Raw genomic sequence first — 16,370 nt, forward strand, 5'->3', positions numbered from 1 at the left:
AACTAAACCATTCTAGTCGCCTCGGGCTACGCAGCGTTCTGTTTTTTTGAGTTGTTCTGAGTAAGTAAAGCATCTGTACTTTCTTATGTAGTTCGCAGCACCAAAGAGCTGCAATGCCTTTGTGTTGTTAGGCTAGAGTTTTTTTGCCTAATTTAGGCGTTGTGATAGGTAAGTGAAACATCAATGCACAGCGTTGTAGCAGTTTGTTTTCGCCAAACAGCACATATAAATAGGATATAGAAAGCTTAGCTAAAGTGCTTCTAGTTACAGGAGGTTGGTTGTTAAAGGTTTAAATCGGGAGTAGAAAAGAAGTGAAAAAAATATCGTGGTATAGCCGGGGGGACTATACCACGGGTGTCAATGACACCTTCGCTTGCTGCCGGAGTGACATGTTGCCATGCCACCTCTGGAATTCTTTTAAGAGGTTGCCCTCTCGATGGAATAACTATACGAGACCTTACTTATTTTTCTTATAAAAATAACGACAGGTTGATATGAGAAAAGCGACAATGTTGATTTTTTATTTTAAGTCATTGATTTTGAATCGGAATATTTATTCTGCTTAGGCGGTGTTAAGTTTTTGTTTCTTTTTTATGGTTTTCAAAATGTCGATTTTGACGAAAATGACGAGGTGAAACTTAACGGAGTTAACGTTCAAAATATGAAAGGCAATTATGGAATCTTTGATTTCACACAATGAATGGAAGGGTATAGAGGAGTATTATCGCAGCCTAAATACTCTTAAATAATAATATTTATCATTAGCAATACTCTTAAGGGCCACTATGAAATTATCAGAAATTAAACCTGGCGATACGGTGACAATTCGTTTGTTAGATGGTCTTTCATCAGATATTAGAAAAAAGCTTATGGTAATGGGGCTACTTCCGAACACAGAAGTTAAGGTGATCAGACGCGCGCCGATGGGAGACCCGCTACAAGTTGAGGTACGCGGTGTATCTGTTGCATTAAGAGAAACCATTGCTCAAAAAATTGAAGTGGAGCGAGTGTAATGCAGTATCAAGTTCTTACTGTAGGTAACCCAAACAGCGGTAAAACTACTCTTTTTAATGGTTTGACTGGTGCCAAACAGCAAGTCGGTAACTGGGCTGGCGTGACTGTTGAGAAAAAAACGGGTCAATTTAAGCACGCGGGTGATGAGTTTTTACTGACGGACTTACCGGGCATTTACTCTCTGGATAGCGGTAACGATAGTAACAGTATCGATGAATCCATCGCTTCTCGTGCGGTGTTGACGCACCCAGCTGATTTGATCATCAACGTGATTGATGCCACCAGCTTAGAGCGCAGTCTATATATGACGCTGCAACTTCGTGAGCTTGGTCGTCCGATGGTTGTTGTTCTCAACAAAATGGATGCGTTAAAGCGTGAACGTCAGATGATCAACATTGCTGAGTTAGAAAAGACGCTAGGTTGCCCAGTGATCAGTTTGTCTGCCACTAATAAAGCACAAGTTGCTGAGTTTAAAGAAAGGCTCCACAAAGCCATAGTTCAGGGTGTTGCGCTAAAAGACCGCTCTTTGAATTACGGCGATAAGATGGAAGCAGCGATCGAGCATATTTCTTCTCTATTTAACGATCAAACCGTTTCTCATCGTGCATTAGCGATCCGTGCTCTAGAAAAAGACACGATGGTTCTCAATAGCCTTTCCGATCTTGATAGAAGCAAAGTACTGGAAGCGATTGCGACTTTAGATTTGGATATTGATTTACACGTTGCGGATACCAAATACACTCATCTGCACGAACAATGCAAAAAAGTTCGCCGCAGTGAAGGCAAACTCAGCCGCAGTGTTACCGAAAAACTTGATCAGTTTATTTTGAACAAGTGGGTGGGGATTCCATTCTTCTTTGTTGTGATGTACCTAATGTTTATGTTCTCGATTAACATTGGTAGTGCATTTATCGATTTCTTTGATATCGGCGTTGGCGCACTTTTGGTTGATGGCGGTCATCACCTATTGGATGGTCATTTGCCAGTTTGGCTTGTGACGGTTATTGCCGATGGTATTGGTGGCGGTATCCAAACGGTAGCGACCTTTATTCCTGTCATTGCGTGTTTGTATTTGTTCCTAGCTGTGCTTGAGAGTTCGGGTTATATGGCTCGCGCTGCGTTTGTACTCGATAAAGTGATGCAGAAAATCGGCTTGCCGGGTAAAGCGTTTGTGCCGTTGGTTCTTGGTTTTGGTTGTAACGTGCCGTCAATCATGGCAACACGCACTCTAGACCAAGAACGTGAGCGTAAGTTAGCGGCATCGATGGCGCCATTTATGTCATGTGGTGCTCGTTTGCCTGTATATGCACTGTTTGCTGCGGCGTTCTTTCCTGGTTCTGGTCAAAACATTGTCTTTGCACTTTATTTATTAGGTATTGTGGCTGCGATCTTCACCGGTCTTTTCTTAAAGCACACTCTTTACCCTGGCAGCAGCGATAGCTTAGTTATGGAAATGCCAGACTACGAATTGCCAACATTGCAAAACGTCGTGATCAAAACTTGGCAAAAGCTTAAGCGCTTTGTACTGGGTGCAGGTAAAACCATCGTTGTGGTTGTTGCTATCCTAAGTTTCCTAAACTCGTTGGGTATAGATGGCAGCTTTGGTAATGAAGACAGTGAAAACTCTGTACTTTCTAAAGCGGCACAAGTGGTAACGCCAGTGTTTGCGCCAATTGGTATTCAAGAAGATAACTGGCCAGCAACGGTTGGTATTATTACCGGTATTTTCGCCAAAGAGGCGGTCGTTGGTACGCTAAACAGTTTATATACGTCGCCAAGTGACGGTGAAGAAGCAGAGTTCGATCTGATGGGTAGCCTAAAAGATGCGGTAATGAGTATTCCTGAGAACCTTGCGGGCTTGAGTTACTCTGATCCATTAGGCATTGAAGTGGGTGACCTAACAGATTCAAATGCGGTCGCAGAAGAACAAGAAGTGGATGCGTCTATCTTCGGCAACATTAAGTCTCAGTTTGTTTCTGGTCATGCCGCGTTTGCTTACTTGATCTTCATCTTGTTGTACACACCATGTGTTGCTGCGATGGGGGCGTATGTACGTGAATTTGGCCATAACTTCGCACGTTTTATTGCGGTATGGACGATGGGTTTAGCTTACCTATGTGCAACGTTCTACAATCAGTTGACGCATTTCTCTGAAAGCCCAATTACTAGTGGTGTCTGGATGGCAATTATTGTTGCAATCTTCATCGGAACTTATCACGTATTCAAACGTATTGGTAAAAAACAACATGGTGCGTTAGAGGCGCAAGTCGCATGATTTTAAATGAGCTTTATCAATATATTGCAGACAAAGGGACGGTCTCACAGTCTGAGCTGGCTAAGCAGTTTGGAATGAGTGAAGACGGTGCGGATGCAATGTTAAGCGTGTGGATCAAGAAGGGTAAAATTAGCCGCTTGGTTGATACCAATAAAGCTCGAGATGTGATGCGTGTGCGTTATGCCGTGACAAAACAAGGTGGGTTGTCACTCACTGTTACTATGTAGTGGTTTATCAACCAAAGTTGACAAATAATAAAGCCGCGTCATTGCTGATGCGGCTTTTTCTTTTCTAATCAATAGCCTTGTCGCTGGCAAGCAAATCTCATAGCGGCTGAATATTAATTAAGCTTTATGGAAGATCGAGCTTAGCGACAATACATTTCCAATACGTTTGAGAATCTCATCTTGTTCTTCTTCGCTACGAAACTCGCCGCTTGTGTTTCCCCAAATCGGCCCTGGCCATGCAACGTCGTCCTTAAAGCGTGCGATATGATGAATGTGTAGCTGCGGCACCATGTTACCGAGTGCGCCAAGATTCAACTTGTCAGGACGGAAAGTCGCTTCGAGCGCTTGGCTTACCGCTTGTGATTCAAGTAAAAACTGTTGCTGCTCTTTCATCGGTAAGTGGTGCAATTCTTTTAAGTTGGCACGTTTAGGGACTAAGATGACCCACGGCACTGCATTATCTTTATGTAGAAGTGCAACGCAAAGAGGGAAGTGGCCGATTACTGTGGTGTCTTTTGCCAATTGAGGGTGCAGTTCAAAACTCATTGTGGATATCCGATTCATTTCAATTTGAATTAGTATACGTCAGATAAAACAAAAGGTTGACGCTTTCACGTCAACCTTTGCAATCATTCAGCTTGTGCTACTTAAGTTATCAACTTAAAAGCGGCTTACATGCGCTCTAGCGTTTCGATACCTAGTAGCGATAAACCTTGCTTGATGGTTTTCGCTGTTAGGGCTGCCAGTTTTAGACGGCTTTGCTTAACGGCTTCATCTTCTGCTACTAGAATTGGGCATGCTTCGTAGAAGCTTGAGAATTGACCTGCTAGTTCAAATAGGTAGCTACACATGATGTGCGGTTGGCCTTCACGAGCAACAGATTGAACGGCTTCTTCAAATTGTAGAAGTTTAGCGATAAGCGCTTTTTCTTTTTCGTCAGTGATTTGGATATCACCTTGAAGTTCATCCATCGCTACACCAGCTTTAGCAAAGATAGAGGCAACGCGAGTGTATGCGTATTGCATGTACGGCGCTGTGTTACCTTCAAATGCTAGCATATTGTCCCAATCGAACACGTAGTCAGTAGTGCGGTGTTTAGATAGGTCAGAATATTTAACCGCTGCCATTGCCACTGTTTTAGAGATCTTCTCTTTCTCTTCAGCATCTAGCTCTGGGTTCTTAGATTCGATCAACTGTGCAGCACGAACTTCGGCTTCATCAAGAAGGTCCGCCAAACGAACTGTACCGCCCGCACGAGTCTTGAATGGTTTACCGTCTTTACCAAGCATCATGCCGAAAGCGTGGTGCTCAAGAGATACAGACTCAGGTACGTAGCCTGCTTTACGAACGATAGTCCAAGCTTGCATTAGGTGCTGGTGCTGGCGAGAGTCAATGAAGTAAAGTACGCGGTCTGCGCCTAGTTCTTCGTAACGGTATTTCGCACATGCGATATCCGTTGTGGTGTATAGGAAGCCGCCGTCGCGTTTCTGAACGATAACGCCCATCGCTTCGCCGTCTTTGTTCTTAAACTCTTCTAGGAATACAACTTGCGCGCCGTCATCTTCAACCGCAAGACCTTGTGCTTTTAGGTCCGCTACGATCTTAGGTAGCATGTCGTTGTACATGCTTTCGCCCATTACGTCATCACGAGTTAGAGATACGTTTAGACGATCGTAGTTGCGTTGGTTTTGGATCATGGTTATGTCAACCAGCTTCTTCCACATTTCTGCGCAGAATTCATCGCCGCTTTGCAGTTTCACTACGTAGTTACGTGCTTTCACCGCGAATTCTTCATCTTCGTCGTACAGCTTTTTAGATTCACGGTAGAAGCCTTCAAGGTCCGCCAGTTCCATAGAAACTTCGCCAGACTCTTGTTGTACACGCTCAAGGTTTGCGATAAGCATACCGAACTGAGTACCCCAGTCGCCGATGTGGTTCGCGCGGATCACTTTGTGACCTAGAAACTCAAGCGTACGTACTACCGCATCACCGATGATGGTTGAACGTAGGTGACCAACGTGCATTTCTTTTGCAACGTTTGGTGCTGAGTAGTCAGCGACGATAGTTTGAGCTTCTTCAGCTGCAACGCCAAGGCGTGAGTCAGCCAGTGCTGCGTCAGCTTGTTTCGCTAGGAACTCTTCGCTTAGGAAAATGTTGATGAAACCAGGGCCAGCGATTTCTGTTTTGCTCGCAATACCATCTAGGTCTAGAACATCCAGTACTTTCTGTGCAAATTCTCGAGGGTTAGTACCCAGTTTTTTAGCAACGCCCATTACGCCGTTTGCTTGGTAGTCACCAAATTGTGGCTTTGCTGATTGACGAACAGCAGCAGGGCTTCCTGCAGGTGCGCCAGCGGCTTCTAGAGCCTGAGATACTTTGTCATTAATAAGTGCTTGGATATTCACACGCGTTTCCTTCAATTCAAGGACGAAGAACTCGGCAAAATAGGCGCCGAGTTCTGTTGGAGTTCACAAAAATGGGGCTAATGATAACAACTTTATTGCTTTTCATACAGAGAGGATTTGGGGAAATTTTTACTTTTTCGATTGAATGGAAATGTCACTTTGTTTGCGTTTACTATTGCGCTCAGAGTAAAGAGATAAATCGCCCCAAAAGAGAGCCACAATGACTATTCAACTTGTTGAAAAACGCCTTACGCCTGAACTAATGCTCCAAGACTTAGATGTCTTCATGGGCAAGATTGAAGAGCTTGCAACCCTGTTAAAACTGGATCTGAGCTTTGCTCAAGCTGACCATATTGCATTGCGTATTAATGACCCTGAAACGGCAAAAGCTGCGCATGAGGCATGGAATCAATACGGCAAGGTGATTTCACAAGCGAAAATCAACGGTCGTCCAATTATCGTCATCGAATTCGACACAGCACTCGAAAGCCGCGGCTGGAAGATTGAGTGTCTGGAATTGCCATACCCAGCCGAAGGGAAAACCTATCCAACCGAAAGTTGGGAGCACGTGGAGTTTGTGATTCCATCTCATGCGGAAACCGCAGACGAGTTTTTGGCGGACTTGAAACACACTTATCCAGCGTTTGGCGCGCGTTTTGATGAGTTAGAAGAATTGGGTGTGAAAATCAAACTATCGAGCCCGAAAGGGGAAGGTGAACGCTTGAACAACCCAACCGTGGCGTTTAAGTACCAAGGTATTTGTATCAAGTTGCATCCGCATTCGCTAAAAGCGATTGTTGCATCGGAAGTGTAAAAATAGAGTTAGAAATGGAAAGGGAGCCTTCGCTCCCTTTCGTAAGCTAATCACTATTTAGCCAGTGACTTGCTTTTTGGGTTGGTAATGGAAAGTTTTTTGCCTTTCAACTCTTCGTCTAGAGTTAGTGTGAAAGTCTTTGGAAACGGCATTCGTTTACAATGATCCACTTTGTTCCTGACGATTGTGATCAGGGCTTCCGCTGAAGAGTTTTGCTCTATTTTTAAGCTAAAGTCATCGTTCTTACTGCAGCCATTAGACTCGGCGATAAATGAAATTTGACTTTCGCTAGTTCGGTACGCTTCTACCATGACTGCTTGGTGTTCAGACTTTAGACCTTGCTGCGTTTCTGTATTTGCCGAGCAAGCGACTAAACTGATTGAGCTTAAGCCAAGCAGCATTGTTTTGAGTACATATTGCATCTTATTATCCTTTTTGGCGACGCAGGAAAGAACCTGCGGCTAGCAGCATCAATAGGCTAATAGAGAAGCTGCCGCCTGAACTCGATGTTTTTGTTATGCTGCTCTTGCTAGTGTTATCTGAGCTAACTGACATTTTTATATTGCGAATATACGCTTGCGCGTTGTAACCACCGTTAAACTCGTAGTTTTTCAGATAAGCAAAAGTGACCGTGTTTGACTTCCTGTAAAGATCGATAGAAAGTTCTTTGTAATCAAGAAGCTGGCGGGTGTAGTCATACTCTTGGCCATTGACAAAAACGACAAAATAATCGAAACCATCGGATAGGACTTTAAAATCCATGGATAGTTTGCCTTTTGGCAAATCGGTTAAATGTAAGATGGATGCACCAGTAGACATTCCCATGTCTGCTGACTGAAGCTCACCATTTTCAGCGGTCCAAGCGTATTCATTGGTGTAAACATTTGCGCCAGCTAGTGGGATGGCACTGCTCAATGAGCTGCTCGCTTTATCAATACCGCTATATTTAAAGGTGGTCGAAAGTTTGGAAAGTTGCGGGTGATCAGTAAAGACTTCAATTGTTTCAACTGATTCTGAGTAGCTAGGGTAGTAGCCTACTGTAATTTGACAGCTCTGAGATGGTGCGAGTGTCGCCGTACAGGTATTTTTGGCAAGGCTGATTCCGCTTGTTAGGGTGACACCCGTGATGTTGATTGGCGTATTCACTTCATCATTACGAATAGTGAAGGTTTCTTGCTGAGCTTTTCGCTCAACGAAATGAAGATCTCGATACTGAGTGAAACTGATGGTATTGCGATGACTATCTATCCAGCCATTGTGCTGAAAATGAGCGACGTTTGCATAAACGCCATAAGCGTTTGGTTGAGCACATCCATCCCCCCAACTGACCACGCCTAGTAATTTGTTGATGCCGTTATCGTCAACGATGAGCGGACCGCCGCTATCTCCTTGGCAGCTATCTTTTCCTCCCCAATAGTATCCGGCGCAAATGCCGTCATCTGATACATTAGAGTAATTTCCCGATAGGTTTTGGCAGGTCGCTCGATCTACGTATTCCAAATCAACTTGTTGTAAAACGGTTGGGTATACTCGGTCTGTCGTGGACGTATTTCCCCATCCAGCTACGTGCAACTTGTCTCCTACGCGTACGCTATCTAAAACCTCTGATGTTGCAAGATCGATAGTTGCGCTGTCGACACTGTGTTCCAACTCAATAAGAGCGATGTCATTGTTCGTTGTATTGCTGTTATATTCATCATGGGAATAGATATTGTTAACCGCGATGCGCTGTGCTTGAGACTCGTTGTTTTGAGCATAAAGACCAAGAACGATATCAATATCGTCCGCATTAAGACCTTCCACACAGTGCGCAGCAGTTAATACGTATTTTCCACCAAGGAAACTACCGCCACAGAAGTGACCAATAGATGTTGGCTGTCCTTTACGGACCAGTGAAGCAATAAACTTCCAGTCGGAAGTATTGGCTGGCTCACCGCCGATAATGCGAGTGGATACATCATTCTGAACAGGTTTAAGAGTATCTGCGATTGTGGTTGCTGGCAAAGTCAGCCCAATCAGAAAAGCCACTAACGTTTTTTTCATTTTAATTCCGTAATATTAAAGTGATTTACTATAAGGGCTGTGAATGATAAAAGAAATCATTCTCCTAGTAAATGGTTGTAAGAAAATGAAAAATTATAAAGTACGGGATGATTCTAGGGATTTGTAGCGGAAGATACTGTTGAAAAACAAACCCGCCGAGTAGGCGGGTTTACTCATAGTGAAATTGTAAAGAGAGACAAGTTATTACAGGATCACTGTCTTATTCCCATAAACAAAAACGTGGTCGTTAATTACCTTATTCAGAGCTTTACTCAAAACATTCTTCTCAACATCGCGGCCTGCTTGAGCCATATCTTGTGCGCTGAATGTGTGATCGACTGGAATAACATCCTGCTTGATGATTGGGCCTTCATCTAGGTCGTTTGTCACGAAGTGGGCTGTTGCGCCAATAATTTTTACGCCACGGTCGTAAGCTTGCTGATAAGGCTTAGCACCGATGAAAGCAGGCAAGAAACTGTGGTGAATGTTGATGATCTTATGGCGGTATTTTTCAACAAACGTTGGCGTGAGAACGCGCATGTATTTCGCTAGCACCAAGTAATCTGCATCGTATTGATCGATCACCTCTAACATCTTTTGCTCGTGTTCTTCACGGCTTAGATCTTCGTGCGTCACATAGTGGTAAGGGATATCAAAACGTTCAGTGAGGCCTTGCAACTTATCGTAGTTACCCACCACGGCGGCGATTTCTACATCTAAACTGCCATCGTAATTTTTCATCAGAATATCACCTAAACAGTGTGCTTCTTTCGTTACGAGAATCACGATGCGTTTACGGCGAGAGCCAATGAGAGTGCGTTTTGCACCTTGCGGTAGAGCTTGGTCTAAATCGGCAAGAAACGTTTGGTCGTTGAAGTACCCCTCCAACTCCGTTCGCATGAAAAAGTGCCCACTGGTGTTATCAACAAATTCGTTATTATGAACGATGTTTAGCTGATGTTTGTAACAGATATTAGTAATTTTAGAGATCAAACCCGGTGCGTCAGAGCAATGGGTCAACAGTGTTTTCTTTTCCATAAATCAGATACTTCCATGCATTATTTTTCTAGCGTACGAAATATGTGTTTTCCCCAAAAGGGTCAACCGTACTGCAATCTGACTTCATAAATAATCTATTCTTGCCATGGTTTCAACAAATTATCTGTGTTGGGCCGTAAGCTGGCCATCTTACATGCTGATGTCTCTCCCAAACGTCTGATATACTCTCGACAATTTTTCTAACCAGATGTCAGGCATGATCGCAAAAACATTTTCCTCTGATGGCGCTTTAGGTAAAGCGATTCCGGGTTTTCAGGCTCGTCAGCCACAAATAGACATGGCTGAAGCCGTCAGTAGTGCGATCAAAGAACAAAGTCAGTTGGTGGTAGAGGCAGGAACTGGTACCGGTAAAACATTTGCCTATCTTGTTCCAGCGCTGTTGAGTGGGAAGAAAGTCATCATCAGTACTGGCTCGAAAAACTTGCAAGAGCAGTTGTACCATCGTGACCTACCGCTGATGGTCAATGCGCTCGGTTTTTATGGTCAAGTGGCGTTATTGAAAGGGCGTTCCAACTATTTATGTTTGGATCGCTTAAGTCGCCAGATGGTAGAAAGCCACACCAACGAATCCGACCCAACATTGTTGACCCAATTGGTGAAGGTGAGGTCTTGGTCCTCAGAGACAAAAACCGGTGACTTAGGTGACTGTGAAGATTTGCCTGAAGACAGCATGATCATCCCAACGATTACCTCGACAAACGATAACTGTTTGGGGAAAGAGTGTCCCAGTTATACCGATTGTTTTGTCTTGAAAGCTCGTAAACGTGCAATGGATTCTGACATCGTCGTGGTGAACCATCACTTGTTTCTCGCGGATTTAGCCATCAAAGAGACAGGTTTTGGTGAGTTGATCCCAGAAGCCGATGTCTTTATTTTCGACGAAGCTCATCAGCTACCAGACATTGCCAGTGAATATTTCGGGCAATCGGTATCGAGTCGCCAAATTCATGATCTCGCCAAAGACATTGAAATCGCGTATCGCACCGAAGCAAAGGACATGCGTCAGCTGCAAAAGGTTGGGGATAAACTGCTTCAAAGCGCGATGGATATGCGCATCGTTTTGGGTGAGCCGGGTTTTCGTGGCAACTGGCGAGAAGCGATGCAGTCTGAATCCATTAAGCGCGAATTGGTTCGTTTAACTGACAGCCTAGATCTGGCGATTGATGTGCTCAAATTGGCACTTGGTCGCAGCCAATTGTTGGATACGGCTTTTGAGCGTGCGAACTTGATCAAAGGTCGAATCGATCGTGTGTGTGATGTTGACATCACCGGCTACTCTTACTGGTACGATACGTCACCGCGTCATTTTACTCTGCATATTACTCCGTTATCGGTGGCAGATAAGTTCCATGAACAAATTGAAATCAAGCAAGGTGCGTGGATCTTCACCTCGGCAACGCTTGCGGTTTCTGGTGACTTTAAGCACTTTACCGATCGTCTTGGCTTAAAACCTAAACAACAGTTTTCGCTGCCATCGCCATTTGATTATGAAAAGCAGGCTCGCCTTTGTGTGCCTCGTTATCTTCCTGAGCCAAACAGCCCAGGTTTAGCGGACAAATTGGTGAGAATGTTAGCGCCAGTCATTGAAGAAAATGACGGTCGTTGTTTCTTCTTATGTACTTCTCACAGCATGATGCGTGAGTTGGGAGAGAAGTTCCGTGAGGTGTTGGATCTTCCGGTTCTTATGCAAGGTGAAATGAGCAAGCAAAAGACTCTTGCAGAGTTTATGGAGCTGGGTAACGCTTTGCTTGTGGCGACGGGGGCGTTTTGGGAAGGGATCGATGTTAGAGGTGACGCACTGAGCTGTGTTATCATCGACAAATTGCCGTTTACTGCCCCGGATGATCCGCTGCTAAAAGCCCGAATTGAAGATTGTCGATTGCGTGGTGGTGAGCCGTTTGCTGAAGTGCAAATCCCCGATGCGGTGATCACGTTAAAGCAAGGCGTAGGGCGTTTGATTCGAGATCAGAAAGATCATGGTGCATTGATCATTTGTGACAATCGCCTTGTCACCCGTGACTATGGCGGCACGTTCCTTGGAAGCTTGCCTCCGATCCCAAGAACACGAGATTTAGAACGTATCAAAGCGTTTCTTAAAGCAGAATAATTAGTCGCAGCCTGTGCTGTGATGTAACCAAATAAAATAGAGTTTTAGAGAGTTAAATGAGCGCAAAAATTCTTGCTATCGATACCGCAACTGAAAACTGTTCAGTTGCACTACTGGTTAATGACCAAGTGATTTCACGCAGCGAAGTGGCACCTCGTGACCACACGAAAAAAGTGCTGCCAATGGTTGACGAAGTGCTGAAAGAAGCGGGTCTAACTCTACAAGACTTGGATGCACTAGCGTTTGGCCGTGGCCCTGGTAGCTTTACTGGTGTTCGTATCGGTATTGGCATCGCTCAAGGCCTAGCATTTGGTGCAGAACTGCCGATGATTGGTGTTTCAACATTGGCTGCGATGGCACAAGCAAGCTACCGCCTGCATGGTGCAACTGATGTCGCTGTAGCGATTGATGCGCGCATGAGCGAAGTTTACTGGGCACGTTATTCTCGCCAAGAAAACGGCGAATGGATGGGTGTTGATGAAGAATGTGTGATTCCACCAGCTCGTTTGGCGGAAGAAGCGCAAGCTGACTCTAAAACGTGGACAACAGCTGGTACAGGTTGGTCTGCATATCAAGAAGAACTGGCGGGCCTGCCGTTTAACACTGCAGACAGTGAGGTATTGTACCCTGACTCACAAGACATTGTGATTTTAGCTAAGCAAGAACTAGAAAAAGGCAATACGGTTCCTGTTGAAGAATCTAGCCCGGTTTACCTGCGTGATAACGTGACTTGGAAGAAGCTTCCAGGCCGCGAATAATTAGGAAAAAAATAAAGACGGGGCGGTAGCCCTGTCTTTTTATGGAGCGTTATGGCGTCGATTAATGGTTTACCTCCTTCACTGATACCCGGTACCAACCGTACCAATAAAGTGGGTAAAAAAGGGCAGGTAAAGAAAGCTCAAAATAAGCAGTCCGTTGGTCAACCTTCAAAGGTGGCAAACGCAGTCGCGCATTCCATAAAACAAGTTGATGAGTCCCAAATTCATCGTGCTCAAGTACAATATGATTTGCCGGAAGGTAATGCTCGCAAAGCCATGGAGCAGTACATGGATGTCATGAATCGAGCAAAAAAAGAGGAACTGGCTCAGCTACTGGGTGTCGATATCTATGTATGAATTTCCTCGAATTGGTATTAGTAGATTAAATGGTGGTTTATGAAGGTTTTTGGACGGTTGTTTTTGGTTTTGGTTGCCGCTTTTGGCTTGTCTGCATGCAGCTCTCTTCCTGAAGAATTAAACGCTAGTACAGAGCAAGTCGTTACCGACTATAAGGCCTTTGCTGAGTCTCAAGGAGAGGCCACGAATGATGTTCGCCTTGGCGGTATCATTGCGAAAGTGGACAACTTCAAAGACAAAACACGCCTAGAGATCGTCAATCTACCTATCAATAAATCGGGCAAACCTGATATTGACCAAGAGCCTACGGGTCGTTTCGCCGTGTATTTTGATGGCTACTTAGAACCCGTTGCATTTAGCCAAGGCCGTTTGGTGACGATTGTGGGCAAAGGGGCCGGTGAAGAAGAAGGCAAAATCGGAGAGCATGAGTACGTGTTCCCATTAGTAAAAGGGCAGGGGTATCGCCTGTGGAAGATTGAAGAACGAGTGAGAATGTATGACTCTCCTACGTATTTCTATCCATGTTATTCCATCAACTGCCGCATGCTGCGTAATGATTTTCCACAAGATGGCAAAGTAATCAAACAGGTGAAATAAACCAGATGCATGAGCGCCGATTTACTCTCCCAACGGGAGAAATGGCCGCCCTTGAAATAGGTAATGAAAAAACGGCTGACTTGTCAGTCGTTTTTCTTCATGGGTGGTTAGATAATGCCGGAAGCTTCAAAGCGTTGATGGAGCAAATTCATCAATTGAACCCGAAGCTGCATTTGTTAGCTGTCGACCATTTTGGCCACGGCTTATCCAGTCACAAATCCCGCGACAATTATTACCCTTTTCATGATTACATTGCCGATATGTATCAGTTATTGGACGAATTATCGCCAAACAGACTCATGTTAGTGGGGCATTCTCTTGGTGCTTTAATCGCAAGTTGCTATAGTGCAGCGTTTCCTGAACAGGTCGAAGCATTAGTGCAGATTGAAGGTACGGGCCCTTTAACGGAATCTCCTTCAAATAGTTTACAGCGTCTTCGCAATGGTGTGTTAAGTCGAATCCGACAGCAAAACAAACCAGAGCGTGCGTTGGCATCTTTCGATCTGGCGTTAAAATTGCGCATGCAAGCCAACCAATTGAGTGCTGATCAGCTTTTGCCCATTGTGGAGCGAGGGACTGAGTATCGCGACAACAAATGGTACTGGCGACATGATGCCAAGTTAAAGTGTGATTCACTTTACCGCATGGCTCGCGAGCATGCGAATTCGATCAACCAGTCAAATACGTTGTCCTCATCTGATCGTATTAGGCGATCAAGGATTTCAGCATTTACCATCTAACCAAGTTGATTGGGGAGAGAATCCACCGCAAGTGGTTTCTGTCGCAGGTGGTCATCACTGCCATTTAGAGCAAATACTCGAAGTCGCAAAGCGAATTCTTGGTGTAGTTAACAAAATTTAAACAAGTGTTTGAGAGTTGCGTGCTCAAGCACGTTCGCTGTGCTGTAATAGCCCTCAAAATAAAAAGGACGCTATTTTTTAGCCAGTTATAAACGAGGAGTAACATCGTGGATAAACCATGGCTTTCACGTTATCCAAGTGACGTACCTGAAACCATCAATCCAGAGCAATATGAGTCTTTGGTAGAAATGTTCGAGCAGTCTGTACAAAAGTATGCAGACCAGCCAGCATTCATGAACATGGGCTCGGTAATGACCTTCCGCAAATTGGAAGAGCGTAGCCGCGCATTTGCCGCTTACCTGCAAAACGAACTGAAATTGCAAAAGGGTGACCGTGTTGCTCTGATGATGCCAAACCTACTGCAATACCCAGTAGCGCTGTTTGGTATTTTGCGTGCAGGTTGTATCGCTGTAAACGTAAACCCTCTCTACACTCCTCGTGAACTTGAACACCAATTGAACGACTCTGGTGCCACGACGATTGTGATTGTGTCTAACTTTGCCAATACACTAGAGCAAATCGTAGATAACACACCTGTGAAACACGTGGTGCTAACTAGCCTTGGCCAAATGCTGCCACGTGCAAAAGGTACGATTGTCGATTTCGTGGTGAAATACGTGAAGGGCATGGTTCCTAAGTACGATCTACCGGGCGCAATTTCAATGCGTAAAGCGCTGCGCAAAGGTCGTCGTCTGCAATACGTGAAGCCGTTTATGTCTGGTGATGATATTGCATTTCTGCAATACACTGGTGGTACTACGGGTGTCGCAAAAGGTGCAATCCTAACGCATCGCAACATGATTGCTAACGTGCTTCAGGCGAAAGGGGCTTACGGTCCAGTACTTTCTCCAGGTCGTGAATTAGTGGTAACCGCATTGCCGCTTTACCACGTGTTCGCACTGACAGTGAACTGTTTGCTGTTTATCGAAATGGGCGGTCGTAACTTACTGATTACCAACCCGCGTGATATTCCCGGCTTTGTAAAAGAGCTGCAAAAGTACCAATTCACAGCGATCACAGGTGTGAATACCTTATTCAATGCGCTAGTGAACAATGAAGATTTCCATGAGTTGGACTTCAGTAATCTTCGCTTGGCTGTTGGTGGCGGTATGGCAGTTCAACGCGCTGTTGCTGAAAAATGGCTGAAGACCACAGGCTGCTACCTGCTTGAAGGTTATGGACTTACTGAGTGTTCACCGTTAGTTGCGGCTTACCCGCATGACTTGGTTGAGTACAACGGTTCTATCGGTCTGCCAGTTCCTTCGACAGAAGTTCGTATGGTTGATGAAGAAGGCAATGTACTGCCAAATACTGGTACAGGTGAGCTACAAGTTCGCGGCCCTCAAGTAATGCAAGGTTACTGGCAACGTCCGGAAGCAACCAAAGACACCATTAACGAAGACGGTTGGCTATCAACGGGTGACATCGTTAAGTTTGATGACGAAGGCTTCCTGCATATTGTTGACCGTAAGAAAGACATGATCTTGGTTTCTGGCTTCAACGTTTACCCGAATGAAATCGAAGACGTTGTCGCTCTGCACGGCAAAGTTCTTGAAGTGGCTGCAATTGGTCAACCGCATGAAGTGTCTGGTGAGTTGGTGAAGATCTACGTTGTAAAACGTGACCCGAGCTTAACCAAAGAAGAAGTGATTGCACACTGTCGTCAGCATCTAACGGGCTACAAGGTTCCAAAACTGGTTGAGTTCCGTGAAGACTTACCGAAGACCAACGTAGGTAAGATCTTACGTCGTGTACTTCGTGAAGAGAACGACGCAGAACTGGCAAAGAAAAGCGCGTAAGCCGATTTCATTGAGTCGCCAGAATTAAAAAATGATAGAATGCCAGCGTTTTGCT

Annotated in this window: 14 protein-coding genes and 1 pseudogene; 10 read left to right on the forward strand and 5 right to left on the reverse strand. The window is 44.9% G+C overall.

From position 1 onward, the window contains the following. Positions 1-785 precede the first annotated feature (785 nt). Genes ACF8CV_RS19600 through ACF8CV_RS19610 form a run of 3 tightly spaced genes read left to right on the forward strand, consistent with a single transcriptional unit; the run spans position 786 to position 3,516 of the window. The gene (locus tag ACF8CV_RS19600; RefSeq protein ID WP_005455496.1) at positions 786-1,013 is read left to right on the forward strand and encodes a FeoA family protein; all 228 of its coding nucleotides are present in this window, start codon (positions 786-788) and stop codon (positions 1,011-1,013) included. Continuing rightward, positions 1,013-3,289 (forward strand): Fe(2+) transporter permease subunit FeoB, encoded by a 2,277-nt coding sequence (feoB, locus tag ACF8CV_RS19605; protein ID WP_029854457.1) that lies wholly within the window; start codon positions 1,013-1,015, stop codon positions 3,287-3,289. Before ACF8CV_RS19600 ends, feoB begins: the two co-directional genes overlap by 1 nt. Next, positions 3,286-3,516, forward strand: coding sequence for a FeoC-like transcriptional regulator (locus tag ACF8CV_RS19610; protein WP_005486010.1), 231 nt, complete (start codon positions 3,286-3,288; stop codon positions 3,514-3,516). Before feoB ends, ACF8CV_RS19610 begins: the two co-directional genes overlap by 4 nt. A gap of 117 nt (positions 3,517-3,633) precedes the next feature. On the opposite strand, the gene ACF8CV_RS19615 is transcribed toward ACF8CV_RS19610, so the two are convergent. Together ACF8CV_RS19615 and argS are read right to left on the reverse strand one after the other, a co-directional pair. Next, positions 3,634-4,062, reverse strand: coding sequence for an HIT domain-containing protein (locus tag ACF8CV_RS19615; RefSeq protein WP_005455485.1), 429 nt, complete (start codon positions 4,060-4,062; stop codon positions 3,634-3,636). 125 nt (positions 4,063-4,187) lie between these two features. Next, on the reverse strand, positions 4,188-5,921 hold the full coding sequence (argS, locus tag ACF8CV_RS19620) for an arginine--tRNA ligase (RefSeq protein WP_047733901.1): 1,734 nt from the start codon (positions 5,919-5,921) through the stop codon (positions 4,188-4,190). A 220-nt stretch (positions 5,922-6,141) separates the two neighbouring features. Between argS and ACF8CV_RS19625 the strand changes: the two genes are divergently transcribed. Further along, a complete protein-coding gene (locus ACF8CV_RS19625) occupies positions 6,142-6,735 on the forward strand; it encodes a VOC family protein (RefSeq protein WP_025525221.1) in 594 nt (197 codons plus the stop codon). A 53-nt stretch (positions 6,736-6,788) separates the two neighbouring features. On the opposite strand, the gene ACF8CV_RS19630 is transcribed toward ACF8CV_RS19625, so the two are convergent. From ACF8CV_RS19630 to purU, 3 genes are all read right to left on the reverse strand, one after another. Beyond that, positions 6,789-7,157 carry a hypothetical protein gene (locus tag ACF8CV_RS19630; protein WP_017448736.1) on the reverse strand — a complete coding sequence of 123 codons (369 nt, stop codon included), beginning with the start codon at positions 7,155-7,157 and terminating at the stop codon, positions 6,789-6,791. 4 nt (positions 7,158-7,161) lie between these two features. Beyond that, entirely contained in the window at positions 7,162-8,778 is a 1,617-nt protein-coding gene (locus tag ACF8CV_RS19635; protein ID WP_138938256.1) for a serine protease, read from the reverse strand. A 204-nt stretch (positions 8,779-8,982) separates the two neighbouring features. Next, positions 8,983-9,816 (reverse strand): formyltetrahydrofolate deformylase, encoded by an 834-nt coding sequence (gene purU / locus ACF8CV_RS19640; RefSeq protein WP_005478783.1) that lies wholly within the window; start codon positions 9,814-9,816, stop codon positions 8,983-8,985. Positions 9,817-10,033: 217 nt separating this feature from the next. Between purU and ACF8CV_RS19645 the strand changes: the two genes are divergently transcribed. The 6 genes and pseudogenes from ACF8CV_RS19645 (at position 10,034) to fadD (ending at position 16,315) form a co-directional block, all read left to right on the forward strand. Further along, positions 10,034-11,944, forward strand: a complete 1,911-nt coding sequence (locus tag ACF8CV_RS19645) for an ATP-dependent DNA helicase (protein ID WP_017448734.1) — start codon at positions 10,034-10,036, stop codon at positions 11,942-11,944. A gap of 56 nt (positions 11,945-12,000) precedes the next feature. Next, on the forward strand, positions 12,001-12,702 hold the full coding sequence (gene tsaB / locus ACF8CV_RS19650; protein WP_015296403.1) for a tRNA (adenosine(37)-N6)-threonylcarbamoyltransferase complex dimerization subunit type 1 TsaB: 702 nt from the start codon (positions 12,001-12,003) through the stop codon (positions 12,700-12,702). A gap of 51 nt (positions 12,703-12,753) precedes the next feature. Next, on the forward strand, positions 12,754-13,059 hold the full coding sequence (locus tag ACF8CV_RS19655) for a hypothetical protein (RefSeq protein ID WP_005478797.1): 306 nt from the start codon (positions 12,754-12,756) through the stop codon (positions 13,057-13,059). Between the two features lie 39 nt (positions 13,060-13,098). Then, the gene (locus ACF8CV_RS19660; protein WP_025609867.1) at positions 13,099-13,656 is read left to right on the forward strand and encodes a Slp family lipoprotein; all 558 of its coding nucleotides are present in this window, start codon (positions 13,099-13,101) and stop codon (positions 13,654-13,656) included. Positions 13,657-13,661: 5 nt separating this feature from the next. After that, positions 13,662-14,517: pseudogene (locus tag ACF8CV_RS19665) on the forward strand (alpha/beta fold hydrolase). Between the two features lie 106 nt (positions 14,518-14,623). After that, positions 14,624-16,315, forward strand: a complete 1,692-nt coding sequence (gene fadD / locus ACF8CV_RS19670) for a long-chain-fatty-acid--CoA ligase FadD (RefSeq protein WP_005455511.1) — start codon at positions 14,624-14,626, stop codon at positions 16,313-16,315. Positions 16,316-16,370 lie beyond the last annotated feature (55 nt).

Origin of the sequence: Vibrio sp. zbq_1, from assembly GCF_043102935.1 — a bacterium.
Classification (GTDB): domain Bacteria; phylum Pseudomonadota; class Gammaproteobacteria; order Enterobacterales; family Vibrionaceae; genus Vibrio; species Vibrio parahaemolyticus.